We start from the raw sequence: 13,874 nt of genomic DNA, 5'->3' as shown, positions 1-13,874 counted from the left end.
AGGGCAGGGGGACGCTGGGCTGCTTTACACGCCGCAAGGCAGACAACAACAGCTACAGACACGCTTGAGGTCGACGTGGCGCCTGGCCACCAATCGCACCCCGGTATCTGTCATGGCGGCCATTGTGCCATGGGATTTGCCGTCTGCCGACCACTGGGGAGATATTTCCCCCGAATTTCCGGGAAATAGCCCGATCTCCTGGGGGAACGTGGCGCCGACCGAGGCGGCTGGGACACTGGAGGGGTGAGTGGATCTGCTGCCTCGACCCCTGCCGTCGCCTCGATACCCTTCGAACTTCCCGACTCGGCCCTGGCGGGAGTGGGAACGCGTCCGTTCGGGATCTACGTCCACGTGCCGTTCTGCGCCACGCGCTGTGGCTACTGCGATTTCAACACCTACACCGCAGGAGAGCTGGGCACGTCCGCGTCGCCGCAGTCGTGGCTCGAGGCGTTGAAGCGGGAGCTGGCCCTCGCCGCCGAGATCACCGGTGGGCCCGCCGTCGACACCGTCTTCGTGGGCGGCGGTACGCCCTCACTGCTCGGTGGCGACGGTCTGGCGGAGGTGCTGGGGGCCGTCCGCGGCAGCTTCGGTCTGGCTCCGGGCGCCGAGGTCACCACCGAGTCCAATCCGGAGTCCACGTCCCCCGAGTTCTTCGGCGTGCTGCGCGGCGCCGGCTACACCCGGATCTCGCTCGGGATGCAGTCCGCCGCGCCGCACGTGCTGAAGGTGCTCGACCGCACCCACACGCCGGGACGGGCCGTGGCGGCCGCCCGGGAGGCGCGTGCAGCCGGGTTCGATCACGTCAATCTCGACCTCATCTACGGCACCCCGGGCGAGACGGACGCCGACCTGGACGCCTCGCTCGACGCGGTGCTCAGCGCGGGAGTCGACCACGTGTCCGCGTACGCGCTCATCGTCGAGGACGGCACCGCGCTGGCCCGCAAGGTTCGGCGCGGGGAACTTCCGGCCCCCGACGACGACGTCCTCGCATCCCGCTACGAGCGCATCGATGCACGTCTGGCGGAGGCGGGCCTGCACTGGTACGAGGTGTCGAACTGGGCGTCCGGTGACGATGCCCGCTGCTTCCACAACCTCGGCTACTGGGACGGTGGCGACTGGTGGGGCGCCGGCCCGGGCGCGCACAGCCACATCGGTGGGGTGCGGTGGTGGAACGTGAAGCATCCCGCCCGGTACGCGGACCGTCTGGCGGCGGGCGAGTTGCCGGTCGGCGGCAGCGAGACCCTCAGCGCCGAAGACGTGCACGTCGAGCGGGTGATGCTCACGGTGCGGTTGCGGAGCGGACTGCCGTTGGCGGACCTGTCCGCCGGCGAGCGTGCCGCGGCCGAACGGGTCGTCGCCGACGGCCTCGCGACGATCACCGGCGACCACCTGGTCCTCACCGACCGCGGTCGTCTACTCGCCGACGCCGTCGTCCGCGACGTCCTCGACTGACCGGGCGGGCGCCGGATCAGTCGTCGGCGAGCGCGGCGTCGTAGTCGTACACCCGGGCGTGCAGCACGACGCGATTGCGGAGGGCGGACCGGACCGCGTGGTGGACGCCGTCCTCGAGGTAGATGTTGCCCTCCCACAGCACCGCGTGCGGGAACAGGTCGCCGTAGAACGTGGAATCCTCCGACAGCAGGCGGTCGAGTTCCAGGACTCTGGTGGTGGTGACGATCTCGTCCAAGCGCACCTGACGCGGGGGGATCTGCGCCCAGTCCCGCAGCGTCAGCCCATGCTCCGGATACGGCTTGCCGTCCCTGACACCCTTGAAGATCATCGCTCTTGCCGCCTGAGTTCCTCGTGTGGACCGGATCACCAGCGCCGGTCACCCCGACGGTCACCCTACGGCCTGCGGCGGCTGTTCGGTTCGTACCGAATGCCCGGCGCGGCCTGCGGCGTTCGGAATCCGCGCGGCCATTAGACTGGGTACCGAGGTGGACACGAAGCACGCTGGTGTCCGCGCATCGGGGGCCACCCTGTCGGGCCCCGTTCTCGTGGCGAAGTGGAGGTGGACAGCGGTGTCGAGTACCGATGAACGGAGATTCGAGGTACTCCGGGCGATCGTCGCCGACTATGTCGCCACGCAGGAGCCCATCGGGTCGAAGGCGCTGGTGGAGCGTCACAACCTCGGCGTTTCCAGTGCCACGATCCGCAACGACATGGCGGTGCTCGAGGCGGAGGGCTACATCGCCCAGCCGCACACCAGTTCGGGCCGGGTGCCCACCGACAAGGGGTACCGGCAGTTCGTCGACCGCATCGCCCAGGTGAAGCCGCTGTCGTCGGCCGAGCGGCGTGCCATCCTCGAGTTCCTCGAATCCGGTGTGGACCTGGACGACGTGCTGCGGCGCGGTGTCCGCCTGCTCGCGCAGCTCACCCGCCAGGTTGCCGTCGTGCAGTACCCGACGCTGTCGGCGTCGTCGGTGCGGCACCTCGAGGTGGTGGCACTCACGCCGGCGCGCCTGCTGCTGGTGCTGATCACCGACTCCGGTCGGGTCGACCAGCGGATCGTCGAACTCGGCGACGTGATCGACGAGGAGGATCTGTCGCGGCTGCGGGCCCTGCTCGGCGGGGCGCTCGAGGGCAAACGGCTCGCGGCGGCATCCATCGCGGTGGCCGAACTCGCGGAGGACGCACCGGAGAACCTGCGTGACGCGGTGGTCCGATCGGCGACCGTGCTCGTGGAGACGCTGGTCGAGCATCCGGAGGAACGGTTGGTGCTCGGTGGCACCGCGAACCTCACCCGCAACGCCGCCGACTTCACGATGCAGGCAGGATTGCCGGGGTCGCTGCGCTCCGTGCTCGAGGCGCTCGAAGAGCAGGTGGTGGTTCTCAAGCTGTTGGCCGCCACCCAGGACGCCGGTCGCGTGACCGTGCGGATCGGCGAGGAGACCCAGGTCGCGGAGATGCGCGGCACGTCGGTGGTCTCCACCGGCTACGGGGCCGCCGGCACCGTCCTCGGCGGTGTGGGGGTCCTCGGGCCCACCCGGATGGACTATCCGGGAACAATTGCCTCGGTGGCTGCCGTTGCCAGGTACATCGGTGAGGTACTCGCCGAGCGATAGCGTGCGGCCGGGCACCCGCGCCGGATCCTCCGGCGCCGGCGCTGCTCACCGTGTGATGCGAACGAAGTAGAGAAGGACGAGATACCCAAAGTGGCACGGGATTACTACGGCACGCTCGGCGTCGGGCCGAACGCGACCGATCAGGAAATCAAGCGCGCATACCGCAAGCTCGCCCGCGAGCTGCACCCGGACGTCAACCCCGACGAGTCGGCGCAGGCGCGGTTCCGTGAGGTCTCCACCGCGTACGAGGTGCTCACGGACCCGGAGAAGCGGCGCATCGTCGACCTCGGCGGCGATCCGATGGAGTCCGGTGGCGGCGGTGGCGGTGCCGGCGGATTCGGCGGCGCCGGTTTCGGTGGTCTCGGTGACGTCTTCGAGGCGTTCTTCGGTGGCGGGGCCGGCGGCGGTCGCGGGCCCAAGGGCCGTGTCCAGCCGGGCGCCGACTCGCTGCTGCGCACCAAGCTGACGCTGGACGAGTGCGCCACCGGAGTCACCAAGCACATCACCGTCGACACCGCGATCCTGTGCGACGGCTGCACCGGCTCCGGCACGCACGGCGACTCGCAGCCGATCCGCTGTGAGACGTGCGGCGGCGCCGGCGAGGTCCAGTCCGTGCAGCGGTCGTTCCTCGGCCAGGTCATGACGTCGCGTCCGTGCCCGACGTGCCGCGGCGCCGGCGAGACCATCCCGGACCCCTGCCACAAGTGCGGTGGCGACGGTCGTGTGCGCGCCCGCCGCGACATCTCCGTCAAGGTGCCCGCCGGTGTCAGCAACGGCATGCGGATCCGGCTCGCCGCGCAGGGCGAGGTCGGCCCCGGCGGCGGTCACGCCGGTGACCTCTACGTCGAGGTGATCGAGCAGCCGCACGACGTCTTCGTCCGCGACGGCGACGACCTGCACTGCACCATCCGTGTCCCCATGGTCGACGCGGCCCTGGGCACCACGGTCACCCTCGACACCATCATCGACGGCCCCACCGAGATCACCGTCGAACCCGGCACTCAGCCCGGATCGGTGTCGGTCCTGCGCGGCCACGGCATGCCGAAGCTGCGCTCGGGCGTCCGTGGCGACGTGCACGCCCACCTCGAGGTGGTGGTCCCGTCGCGCCTCGACGGCAAGCAGACCAAGCTGCTGCAGGATTTCAAGAACCACCGCGACCGCGACCAGGCCGAGGTCGTGTCCACCGGTTCGCAGAACAGTGGGGGCCTGTTCTCCCGCCTGCGGGACGCGTTCAGTGGACGCTGATCGGCGCGGGATCCGCTGATGGCCGCCACCGTCTTCTATCTCGATCCTCTGCCCGACGTCGGGCAGCCGGCCGTGCTCGACGGACCCGAGGGCCGTCACGCCGCGACGGTGCGGCGCATCAAGCCGGGGGAACGTCTGCTCCTCGCGGACGGTCGCGGCGGGATCGCCGACGCGACGGTCACCGCCGCCGGGAAGGACCGCCTCGACCTCGAGGTGACGGCGCGCCGCGATCAGCGGCCGCCGTCCCCGGCGGTGACGCTGGTGCAGGCGCTGCCCAAGGCGGAACGCTCCGAGCTGGCCGTCGAACTGGCCACCGAGGCCGGGATCGACGCGGTGGTGCCGTGGCAGTCGTCGCGGTGCGTGGCCCGCTGGGAGGGCGCCAAGACGCAGAAGGGCGTGGTGCGCTGGCGCAACGCCGCCGTGGCGGCGGCCAAGCAGGCCCGACGGTCGTTCGTGCCCGAGGTCGCCGAACTGCATCACACCCAGCAGGTGCTGGGGCTCGTGCGGGACGTCGTGAGCCGTGGTGGTGTGGTGGCGGTGCTGCACGAGTCCGCGCAGTCGCCGCTCGCGTCGCTGCCGCTGCGGGACGCCTCCGAGGTGGTGCTGGTGGTCGGGCCGGAGGGCGGGCTCTCCGACGAAGAGATCGCCGCCCTCACCGACGCCGGGGCGACCGCGGTCCTGCTCGGCCCGACGGTGTTGCGGACATCGACCGCCGCGGCCGTCGCGCTGGGCGCGATCGGTGTGCTGACGGATCGCTGGGGCGGAGCCCCGCTCGACTGAGGCGCCCCGCGCCTCGGTGGTGCAGCCGCCCATTTACACAGGAGTACGGACATGCCCAGGACGCGTATCGCGTACGGACCGGATTCGCAGCAGTTCGGCCACTTCTATGCCCCGGAAGGCGCTGCCGCAGAACCGGTTCCGGTGGTCATGGTGATCCACGGCGGCTACTGGAGCGGCAAGTACCAGCTCAACCTGGGCACGTCGTTCTCGGTCGAGCTGGCCCGTAGTGGCGTCGCGGTCTGGAACATCGAGTACCGGCGGATCGGCGCCGGCGGCCGGTGGCCGGAGATGTCGGCGGACGTGGTCGCGGCCCTCGAGGCGATCGCCGGTCCGGTGGCGGACGCGTCGCCGGTGCCGTTGGACCTGAGCAGGGTTCGGGTCGTCGGGCACTCGGCCGGCGGGCAGCTGGCGGTATGGCTGGCCGGGCAACGCGATACGAGCGTCCGCCCGGAGCTGGTGGTGTCGCAGGCCGGTGCGCTCGACCTGGCGTCCGCCGCGGAGCGGGGTCGTCGGGTCTCCTTCATCGAGGACCTGTTCGGTGTCCCGTTCGAGGACGATCCGGATCTCTACCGGTCGGCGTCGCCGCAGCACCGGGTGCCGACCGGGGTGCCGGTGGTGTGCATCCACGGCACGGAGGACGCGCAGGTACCCGCGAAGGTTGCCGCCCGCTACCACGACGCGGCCCGCGCGGCCGGCGATCCCGTGGAACTGCACCTGATCGAGGGCGAGGACCACTTCGCCTTCCTCGATCCGAATATGCGGTGCTGGAAGCTGTCCCGCGAAGTGCTGCTGGCCGCCGCTCAGGACTGAGCGGCCGAGCGGCCGGGCAGGACGGCCGCGACCACCACCGCGCCGAGCGCGAGTGCGAGCCCGCCCACGAGACTGGCCTGGGAGATGGCCTCGGCGAACGCTGCGGTGGCGGCGTCCATCAGCGGTTGGGCCTGCGCTCGAGCGAGCATGTTCTGTGACATCTCCTCGGCCACGATCGCGGCTCCGCCCACCGACTCGCCGGAGGCTGCCAACCCCTGTGCCACCAGATCGGCCTGCGGCCCCGTGAGTTTCGGGATCGGAAGCGCCGCGAGGAACCCGGAGATGCCGTCCTTGTAGGCGGAGGCCAGGACCGAGCCGAGGATCGCGATGCCGAGCGAGCCGCCGAGTTCGATCGCGGTGTCGTTGAGTCCGCCGGCCGCCCCGAGGTCGTTGTCGGGGAAGCTGCCCATGAGCGCGTCGGTGGCGGGCGAGACCGCCAGCCCGATGCCGATACCGAGCAGCACCAGCGTCGGGACGAAGTCGGCGTACCCGGAGGCGGCGTCGACGCGGACGAGCAGAAGGACGCCGACCGCGGCGATCGCCATGCCGCCGGCGACGGCGGTGCGGGTGCCGAGCCGAGGGGCCAGGCGGGCGCTGGCCGCGGCACCGACCGACACCGCCACGGCGAGCGGCAGCAACCGGACACCGGTCTCGAGCGGACCGAAGCCCAGCACGAACTGGAACTGCTGGGCGACGAAGAACATCGCGCCGAATGCGGCGAGGAACACCAGCATCACCGCGAGCGCCGCGCCGCCGACGGTGCGCTCGCCGAGTTTGCGCACGTTGAGGAGGGGCTGTTCGTGGCGCAGTTCCCAGAACACGAACGCGCCGAGTCCGACGGCGGCGGCGACCGCGGCGGCCACCGCCCGCGAGGTCCAGCCGAAGTGGAACCCGTCGATGATCGAGAACACGAGCGCGCCGATCGTGACGACCGAGAGCAATCCACCGATCCAGTCGATCCGGCCCAGGCCGTGAGCCTTCGACGGCGGCACCAGCACGAGTGCGGCGACGATCGCGACGGCGGCGATCGGCACGTTGATGAGGAACGTGGAGTGCCACGAGTGGCTTTCGAGCAGCCAACCCGCGAGCAGCGGGCCGAGCGCGATCGCCAGCCCCGACGTCGCGGCCCACGCGGCGATCGCCCGGGTGCGCTCGGCGGCGGGGAAGGTCGCGACCAGCAGCGACAGGGTCGCCGGCATGATGATCGCCGCGCCCACGCCCATGATCATGCGGGCCGCGATCACCGACGTCGTGCTGTCGGCGAGGCTGCCGAACACGGCGCCGCCGCCGAAGACGAGCAGGCCGGCGAACAGCGCGCCGCGGCGGCTGTACTTGTCACCGAGGACGCCGAACAGCAGCATCAGCGCCGCGTAGGGGACGGTGTACCCGTCGATGACCCACTGCAGGTCCGAACTCGACAGCTGCAGGTCGCGCGTCATGTCCGGCGCCGCGACGATGAGGGCGGTGTTGGCCATCACCACGATCAGCAGGCTCAGGCAGAGCACGCCGAGGGCAGCCCATCGCCGTCGATACGGCTCCGTCATGCGGTCCACCGGGGTGCTGGCCAGCCCTGGCAATCGTGCCGACAACAGGGTCATCGTCGTTCCCTCCCTACCCCGGGCGTCCTCCGCTCCGGGAACATTGCACACTGATGTGCAAGTTATCTAGTTGCACACCGGTGTGCAAGAAGGGTGTGATGATGGACACTCGCCGGTATCCGGGATTCGATGGACGGACCGGCGGGTGGGGGAGGATGTGTACGTGAGTTCCGAGTCCCCGACACCCCGCGTGCCCCCGTTGCAGCAGCGGCCGCAGGCGCGGGCGAACCGTGCCCGCATCCTCGAGGCGGCGATCTCGGCGTTCGCGGCCGACCCCGACTCGAGCATGGACGACGTGGCCCGCGCGGCGGGGGTGGTGCGCCGGACGGTGTACTCCCACTTCCCGAACCGGGAAGCGTTGATCGAGGGTCTGGTTGCCGAGGCGTCCGCGGCGATCGCGGTGAGTCTGGTCACCGGCCCGCCGTTGCCCGGGCGGCCCGATCTGGCTCTCTCGGTGCTGGCGCTGCGCACGTGGCCGATCGGTGACCGGTTCCGGGTGCTGCTCTCCTTCGCCCGGCGCGAACTGGGGGAGGAGCGGATCCACGACCTGCTCGATCCGCTGCGGGCGATCACGGTCGGCACCGTCGAACGCGGCCAGCGGGAGGGCCTGTTCTCGTCCTACCTGCCCGCCGAGCTTCTGGTGGCGATGGACGAGGGCATGACGTTGACGCTGCTCGAACGCGCCAATCAGGGGGCGATCGACGACCGGGGGGAGACGTTCGCGACCGCGAGCCTGGTGCTGCTCGGGTTGCCTCCCGAGCGGGCGGCCGCCGTCGTGGAGGAGGCGTCGTCCTGGTTGCGGGATCAGGGCGAACCGGACGGTACGGCGGAGGGCTGACCCGGTGGGCGCTACCACCGTCGGGCGCTAGACTTTGGGCACGCACGACAATCCGTCGTGGACGGATCGGACCTGGAAGAAGGCCATAGACCTCACGTGAGTGAACAAGTCGAGAACGGCAGGTCGCGGTACAGCGGCTCCCCGCAGGATCCCACGCAGCCGGCCGAGCGCACCGTGCGTTCGAGCATGGAACTCCCGCCCGAGGTGGTGCCGCCTCTGCTCGGGTCGTCCGATGAGAACCTGACCGCTCTCGAGCAGGTCCTCGACGCCGACATCCACGTCCGTGGCAACGCGGTCACACTCACCGGGACCCCCGCGGACGTCGCGCTCGCGGAGCGGGTGCTCGAACAGCTCGCGGCCATCGTCCGTCGCGGTCAGGCCATCACGCCCGACGCGGTCCGTCGGACCGTCGGCATGCTCACGCAGGGCCTGTCCGAGTCGCCGGCCGACGTGCTGAGCCTGGACATCCTGTCGCGGCGCGGCAAGACCATCCGTCCCAAGACGCTCAACCAGAAGCGCTACGTCGACGCGATCGACGAGAACACCATCGTGTTCGGCGTCGGCCCGGCCGGAACCGGCAAGACGTACCTCGCGATGGCGAAGGCCGTGCAGGCGCTGCAGAGCAAGCAGGTGACGCGGATCATCCTGACCCGTCCGGCCGTCGAAGCCGGTGAGCGACTGGGCTTCCTGCCGGGCACGCTGCACGAGAAGATCGACCCGTACCTGCGGCCGTTGCACGACGCGCTGCACGACATGATGGACCCCGAGGCGATCCCGAAGCTGATGCAGGCCGGCGTCATCGAGGTCGCGCCGCTGGCGTACATGCGTGGCCGGACTCTCAACGACGCGTTCATCATTCTCGACGAGGCGCAGAACACCACGGCCGAGCAGATGAAGATGTTCCTCACCAGGCTCGGGTTCGGCTCCAAGATCGTCGTCACCGGCGACATCACCCAGGTCGACCTGCCCGGTGGGGCGCGTTCGGGCCTGCGTGCGGCCACCGAGATCCTCGACGACATCGACGGAATCCATTTCGCGATCCTCGACAGCAGCGACGTGGTCCGGCACCGTCTGGTCTCCGACATCGTCGACGCGTACGACCGCTTCGAGTCGTCCCGCGCGGAGGACCTGCCGCTGGGAAACCGCGCGCACCGACGAGCGGTCCAGTCGCGTTCGCAGCGGCGGTAGGGTTGTTCCCGCCCCAGCACGGCCACCGCGCGCCCGCGGACGACGAAAGAGCGACGTAAATGAGTATCGAGATCTCCAACGAATCGGGGATGGAAGTCTCCGACGAGGACCTGATCAGCGTCGCGCGTTTCGTGATCGCCCGGATGGACGTCCATCCCGCGGCGGAGCTGTCGATGGTGCTCGTGGATTCGGACACGATGGCCGATCTGCACATGCGCTGGATGGACCTGCCCGGTCCCACCGACGTGATGTCGTTCCCGATGGACGAGCTCGAGCCCGGCGGTCGCCCCGACGCGCCGGAGCCGGGTCCGTCGATGCTCGGTGACATCGTGCTGTGCCCGTCTTTCGCCGCCGACCAGGCGCAGACGGCGGGCCACTCGCTCGATCACGAGCTGGCGCTGCTGACCGTCCACGGCGTCCTGCACCTCCTCGGCTACGACCATGCCGAGCCGGAGGAGGAGAAGGAGATGTTCGGGCTGCAGAACCAGCTGCTGGCCGAATGGTACGAGGATCTGCGCCGGGCCGAACGCGAGGCCGAGCTCGCGGCCCGCGACCAGCGGTTGCTGGGCAAGGCCGGGTTCTTCGATGGCCCCGAGCAGTGATGTCCGGCCGGCGGTGATCGGCCGGTGAGTGACGCCGTCGTCCTGATCGTTCTCGCGGTCGTCCTGGTGCCGCTCGGTGGGCTGTTCGCGGCTGTCGATGCGGCACTGAACACGCTGTCCCCGGCGCGGGTCGACGAGTTGGCCAAGGACGACCGCCCCGGCGCCGCGCGTCTGGTGCGGATCGTCTCGGACCGGCCCCGCTACGTCAATCTCATGGTCCTGCTGCGGATCCTCTGCGAGATCGCGGCCGCGGTCCTCCTCGCGGGTGCGCTGATCGATCTCCTCGGCGCGGTGTGGGGCATGGTCGTCACGATCGTGGTGATGGTGCTCGTCGACTACGTGGCCATCGGCGTCGGCCCCCGCACCCTGGGCCGGCAGCGCGCGTACCCGCTGGCCCTGGCATCGGCGGTTCCGCTGGTCGCGTTGGGCGCCTTGCTCAGCCCGGTCAGCAGGCTGCTGATCCTCGTCGGCAACGCGCTCACCCCAGGCAAGGGTTTCCGTGCGGGCCCGTTCGCGTCGGAGATCGAACTGCGTGAGCTGGTCGATCTGGCGCAGGAACGCGGCGTGGTGGCCGACGAGGAACGCCGGATGATCCAGTCCGTTTTCGAACTCGGGGACACCTCCGCCCGTGAGGTGATGGTGCCGAGGACCGAGATGGTGTGGATCGAGGCGGACAAGACCGCCGGGCAGGCGACGTCGCTCGCGGTGCGCTCCGGGCACTCGCGGATCCCCGTCATCGGCGAGAACGTCGACGACGTGCTCGGTGTGGTGTATCTCAAGGATCTGGTGCAGCAGACCTACTACTCGTCCGACGGTGGCCGCAGCGTCACGGTCGCGCAGGTGATGCGTCCGGCGGTGTTCGTGCCGGACTCGAAGGCGCTGGACAGTCTGCTCGCCGAGATGCAGCGCGACCGCAACCACATGGCGATCCTCGTCGACGAGTACGGCGGCATCGCGGGCCTGGTCACCATCGAGGACGTGATCGAGGAGATCGTCGGTGAGATCGCCGACGAGTACGACACCGACGAGACCCCGCCCGTCGAGGACCTCGGCGACGGCACCTACCGGGTGTCGGCGCGGCTGCCGGTGGAGGACCTGGGCGAGCTGTTCGGCATCGAGATCGAGAACGACGAGGTCGAGACGGTCGGTGGACTGCTCGGCTACGAACTCGGCCGGGTGCCCCTGCCGGGTTCCCAGGTCGTGACCGCGGGCCTGCGACTGCGCGGCGAGGGCGGGGCCGACGTGCGCGGACGGGTGCGGATCAGCACCATCTACGTCGAGCGCGTGGCGTCCGACGAACATACCGAGAACGACCACGTGGACGGCGACGGACACGTGAGCCAGGAGTGACACATGACCGATAACGAATTCCGTTCCGGCTTCGTCTGTTTCGTCGGACGGCCCAACACGGGCAAGTCGACGCTGACGAACGCGCTGGTGGGCAGCAAGATCGCGATCACCTCTTCGCGGCCGCAGACCACCCGGCACACGATCCGCGGCATCGTGCACCGCGATTTCGCCCAGTTGATCCTGGTCGACACCCCGGGTCTGCACCGGCCGCGGACGCTGCTGGGGCAGCGCCTCAACGACCTGGTGCGCGACACGTACTCCGAGGTCGACGTCATCTGCCTGTGCATCCCGGCGGACGAGAAGATCGGTCCCGGTGACCGGTGGATCCTCGACCAGGTCCGGCAGATGGCGCCGAAGACCAAGCTGGTCGGCATCGTCACCAAGATCGACAAGGTGAGCAAGGACGCCGTCGCCGCGCAGTTGCTGGCGCTGTCGAAGATCCTCGGACCGCAGACCGAGGTGATCCCGGTGTCGGCGCAGTCCGGTGAGCAGGTGGAGCTGCTCGTCAAGGTTCTCGCCGAGCAGATGGAGCCGGGCCCCGCGTTCTACCCGGACGGCGAGATCACCGACGAGCCCGAGGAAACCCTGATGGCGGAGCTGATCCGCGAGGCGGCTCTCGAGGGTCTCGGCGACGAACTGCCGCACTCGCTGGCGGTGGTCATCGAAGAGGTCATCCCGCGCGAGGGTCGCACCGAGAAGCAGGGCGAACTGCTGGACGTGCACGCGCTGCTGTACGTCGAGCGGCCCAGCCAGAAGGGCATCGTCATCGGCAAGGGCGGCGCGCGGCTGCGTGAGGTCGGCACCAACGCCCGCAAGCAGATCGAGAAGCTGCTCGGCACGAAGATCTTCCTGGAACTGCACGTGAAGGTCGCCAAGGACTGGCAGCGCGACCCCAAGCAGTTGGGCCGTCTGGGCTTCTAAGCGAACGGCCGGCGGCCCTTCCCGGTCACCACCAGCGGGCGGGGCGGGCCTCCTGCCAGCGCTGGACCGACTCGAGTTGTGCCGCAAGGGAAACCAGTAGTGGTTCGGTGTTGTCGTGACCCATCAGCTGGACGCCGATCGGGAGCCCGGTGGTGGTGAAGCCCGCGGGGACGTTCACACTGGGCCAGCCCAGGATGTTCCACGGCCAGGTGTACGGGCACGCCGCGGTGATCACCTTGTCGGTCTCGACGCCACCGATCGCATCCAGCCCCTCCACCCGCGGCGGGGGAGTCGCGGTGGTGGGGGCCAGGACCACGTCGTAGTCGTCGAAGATCTCGCCGAGCCGACGTCGCATCCGGGGCTCGGCGGCCCGCGCCGCGCGCAGCGGCAACCCGGACAGCAGACGTCCGGTGCGGGCGTTGGCGCGGGTGCGTGCGTCGACCAGCGACGGGTCCGGGAGTTGGGCGAGCCACGCGTCCACGCCGGCGAGGGACCGGGGCAGGAAGTTGAGGCCCAACAGGATGCCGTACTCCGGGTCGTCGACGGTGACGTCGTGTCCGAGCCGGCGCAGCGCATGCGCCGTCCGGCCGACCGCGGCCCGGATCTCGGGGTGCAGCGCGGTGGGTGTCGCGGTGAACGGAATGCGCAGCGACAGGGCGATCTTCAGTCGTCCGGGCTCGCGGCCGACGGCGTCACGGACCGTCACCGGCGGCGGCTTGTGCAGATCTCCGTCGTGGTTGCCGGCGACGACGTCGAACAGCAGGGCGGCGTCGGCGACGGTGCGTGCGAGCGGACCGTTGACGGTGATGCCGTGGAACGCCTCGGGCTCGGGCCACGTCGAGATCCGGCCGCGTTGCGGTTTGATCCCGACCAGGTGGGTCCACGCGGCGGGGATGCGGACCGAACCGGCGCCGTCGGAGCCGATCGCGGCCGCCACCAGGCCCGCCGCCACCGCAGCGGCGCTGCCCCCCGAGGACCCGCCCGGCGTGTGTCCGCGGCCCCAGGGGTTGCGGGTGTAGCCGAACGCGCTGCCCCCGGTGAACGGCCACTGCCCGAGTTCGGGGCTGTTGGTCTTGCCGACGATCACGGCACCCGCGGCGCGCAGGCGCCGGACCACCTCGGAGTCGGCGGTCTTCGCGGGGAAGGTACCCGGACATCCGAACGCGGTGGGTTCGCCGGTGACGTCGACGTCGTCCTTGACGGCGATCGGGACGCCGAGCAGGGGCAGGCGCTCGCCGGCCGCGAGACGACGATCGGCGTCGGCGGCCTCCTCCATCGCGGCGGCCCGGCGGACGATGCGGAACGCGTTGAGCGTGCCCTGGGTGGCGTCGATCCGATCGAGGGCCGCGGTGGTGGCCGCGACGGCCGAGGTGCGTCCGGCCGCCAGGGCCGCGACCTGCTCCTCGAGGCCCGGAGCCTGCTGTTCGACATCGTGTTCGTGCAGTTCAGTACTCATTTTCGCCCCGTCGTGCCGACT

The 13,874-nt window shown here is 70.3% G+C and carries 14 protein-coding genes; 10 read left to right on the top strand and 4 right to left on the bottom strand.

The genetic code is table 11. The features are described 5' to 3' along the window. Positions 1–24 precede the first annotated feature (24 nt). Positions 25–114 carry an Ms4527A family Cys-rich leader peptide gene (locus IJ15_RS27055; protein ID WP_368076962.1) on the bottom strand — a complete coding sequence of 30 codons (90 nt, stop codon included), beginning with the start codon at positions 112–114 and terminating at the stop codon, positions 25–27. Positions 115–243: 129 nt separating this feature from the next. On the opposite strand from IJ15_RS27055, the gene hemW reads away from it, so the two are divergent. After that, positions 244–1,452 (top strand): radical SAM family heme chaperone HemW, encoded by a 1,209-nt coding sequence (gene hemW, locus IJ15_RS0110415; protein ID WP_051918744.1) that lies wholly within the window; start codon positions 244–246, stop codon positions 1,450–1,452. 16 nt (positions 1,453–1,468) lie between these two features. Here hemW and IJ15_RS0110410 read toward each other — a convergent pair whose 3' ends face one another. After that, positions 1,469–1,780, bottom strand: a complete 312-nt coding sequence (locus tag IJ15_RS0110410; protein ID WP_031938276.1) for a type II toxin-antitoxin system VapB family antitoxin — start codon at positions 1,778–1,780, stop codon at positions 1,469–1,471. Between the two features lie 241 nt (positions 1,781–2,021). Between IJ15_RS0110410 and hrcA the strand changes: the two genes are divergently transcribed. The 4 genes from hrcA (at position 2,022) to IJ15_RS0110390 (ending at position 5,900) form a co-directional block, all read left to right on the top strand. After that, positions 2,022–3,065 (top strand): heat-inducible transcriptional repressor HrcA, encoded by a 1,044-nt coding sequence (gene hrcA / locus IJ15_RS0110405; protein WP_031938275.1) that lies wholly within the window; start codon positions 2,022–2,024, stop codon positions 3,063–3,065. A 90-nt stretch (positions 3,066–3,155) separates the two neighbouring features. Next, positions 3,156–4,310: a molecular chaperone DnaJ gene (dnaJ, locus tag IJ15_RS0110400; protein ID WP_031938274.1), complete on the top strand. Its 1,155-nt coding sequence runs from the start codon at positions 3,156–3,158 to the stop codon at positions 4,308–4,310. Between the two features lie 18 nt (positions 4,311–4,328). Further along, positions 4,329–5,090, top strand: coding sequence for a 16S rRNA (uracil(1498)-N(3))-methyltransferase (locus tag IJ15_RS0110395; protein ID WP_031938273.1), 762 nt, complete (start codon positions 4,329–4,331; stop codon positions 5,088–5,090). Positions 5,091–5,141: 51 nt separating this feature from the next. Then, positions 5,142–5,900 carry an alpha/beta hydrolase family protein gene (locus IJ15_RS0110390; protein WP_031938272.1) on the top strand — a complete coding sequence of 253 codons (759 nt, stop codon included), beginning with the start codon at positions 5,142–5,144 and terminating at the stop codon, positions 5,898–5,900. Here IJ15_RS0110390 and IJ15_RS0110385 read toward each other — a convergent pair. Next, positions 5,891–7,498, bottom strand: coding sequence for an MFS transporter (locus IJ15_RS0110385; RefSeq protein WP_051918742.1), 1,608 nt, complete (start codon positions 7,496–7,498; stop codon positions 5,891–5,893). The two genes, IJ15_RS0110390 and IJ15_RS0110385, sit on opposite strands and share 10 nt — an antisense overlap. Before the next feature lie 163 nt (positions 7,499–7,661). Here IJ15_RS0110385 and IJ15_RS0110380 point away from each other — a divergent pair, with 163 nt between their 5' ends. The 5 genes from IJ15_RS0110380 to era all read left to right on the top strand — a co-directional run bounded on the left by IJ15_RS0110380 (position 7,662) and on the right by era (position 12,397). Beyond that, positions 7,662–8,336 (top strand): TetR/AcrR family transcriptional regulator, encoded by a 675-nt coding sequence (locus IJ15_RS0110380; protein ID WP_031938270.1) that lies wholly within the window; start codon positions 7,662–7,664, stop codon positions 8,334–8,336. A gap of 96 nt (positions 8,337–8,432) precedes the next feature. Beyond that, the gene (locus IJ15_RS0110375) at positions 8,433–9,524 is read left to right on the top strand and encodes a PhoH family protein (protein ID WP_031938269.1); all 1,092 of its coding nucleotides are present in this window, start codon (positions 8,433–8,435) and stop codon (positions 9,522–9,524) included. 59 nt (positions 9,525–9,583) lie between these two features. Beyond that, positions 9,584–10,126 (top strand): rRNA maturation RNase YbeY, encoded by a 543-nt coding sequence (gene ybeY, locus IJ15_RS0110370; RefSeq protein WP_031938268.1) that lies wholly within the window; start codon positions 9,584–9,586, stop codon positions 10,124–10,126. A gap of 24 nt (positions 10,127–10,150) precedes the next feature. Then, positions 10,151–11,476, top strand: coding sequence for a hemolysin family protein (locus IJ15_RS0110365; protein WP_031938267.1), 1,326 nt, complete (start codon positions 10,151–10,153; stop codon positions 11,474–11,476). Between the two features lie 3 nt (positions 11,477–11,479). Beyond that, positions 11,480–12,397, top strand: coding sequence for a GTPase Era (gene era, locus IJ15_RS0110360; protein ID WP_031938266.1), 918 nt, complete (start codon positions 11,480–11,482; stop codon positions 12,395–12,397). A gap of 25 nt (positions 12,398–12,422) precedes the next feature. On the opposite strand, the gene IJ15_RS0110355 is transcribed toward era, so the two are convergent. Beyond that, the gene (locus IJ15_RS0110355) at positions 12,423–13,853 is read right to left on the bottom strand and encodes an amidase (RefSeq protein WP_031938265.1); all 1,431 of its coding nucleotides are present in this window, start codon (positions 13,851–13,853) and stop codon (positions 12,423–12,425) included. Positions 13,854–13,874: the final 21 nt, after the last annotated feature.

This window comes from Prescottella defluvii, from assembly GCF_000738775.1.
In the GTDB taxonomy this organism is placed as follows: domain Bacteria; phylum Actinomycetota; class Actinomycetes; order Mycobacteriales; family Mycobacteriaceae; genus Prescottella; species Prescottella defluvii.
Note: the sequence above shows the minus strand (reverse complement) of the source record. Positions and strands in the feature narration are given on the sequence as shown.

Bases quoted from the DNA above. Each gene is read 5' to 3' on its own strand.
- IJ15_RS0110410 (WP_031938276.1), bottom strand. From the start codon at position 1,780: ATGATCTTCAAGGGTGTCAGGGACGGCAAGCCGTATCCGGAGCATGGG.
- IJ15_RS0110385 (WP_051918742.1), bottom strand. From the start codon at position 7,498: ATGACCCTGTTGTCGGCACGATTGCCAGGGCTGGCCAGCACCCCGGTG.
- IJ15_RS27055 (WP_368076962.1), bottom strand. From the start codon at position 114: ATGACAGATACCGGGGTGCGATTGGTGGCCAGGCGCCACGTCGACCTC.
- IJ15_RS0110390 (WP_031938272.1), top strand. From the start codon at position 5,142: ATGCCCAGGACGCGTATCGCGTACGGACCGGATTCGCAGCAGTTCGGC.
- era (WP_031938266.1), top strand. From the start codon at position 11,480: ATGACCGATAACGAATTCCGTTCCGGCTTCGTCTGTTTCGTCGGACGG.
- IJ15_RS0110395 (WP_031938273.1), top strand. From the start codon at position 4,329: ATGGCCGCCACCGTCTTCTATCTCGATCCTCTGCCCGACGTCGGGCAG.
- ybeY (WP_031938268.1), top strand. From the start codon at position 9,584: ATGAGTATCGAGATCTCCAACGAATCGGGGATGGAAGTCTCCGACGAG.
- IJ15_RS0110355 (WP_031938265.1), bottom strand. From the start codon at position 13,853: ATGAGTACTGAACTGCACGAACACGATGTCGAACAGCAGGCTCCGGGC.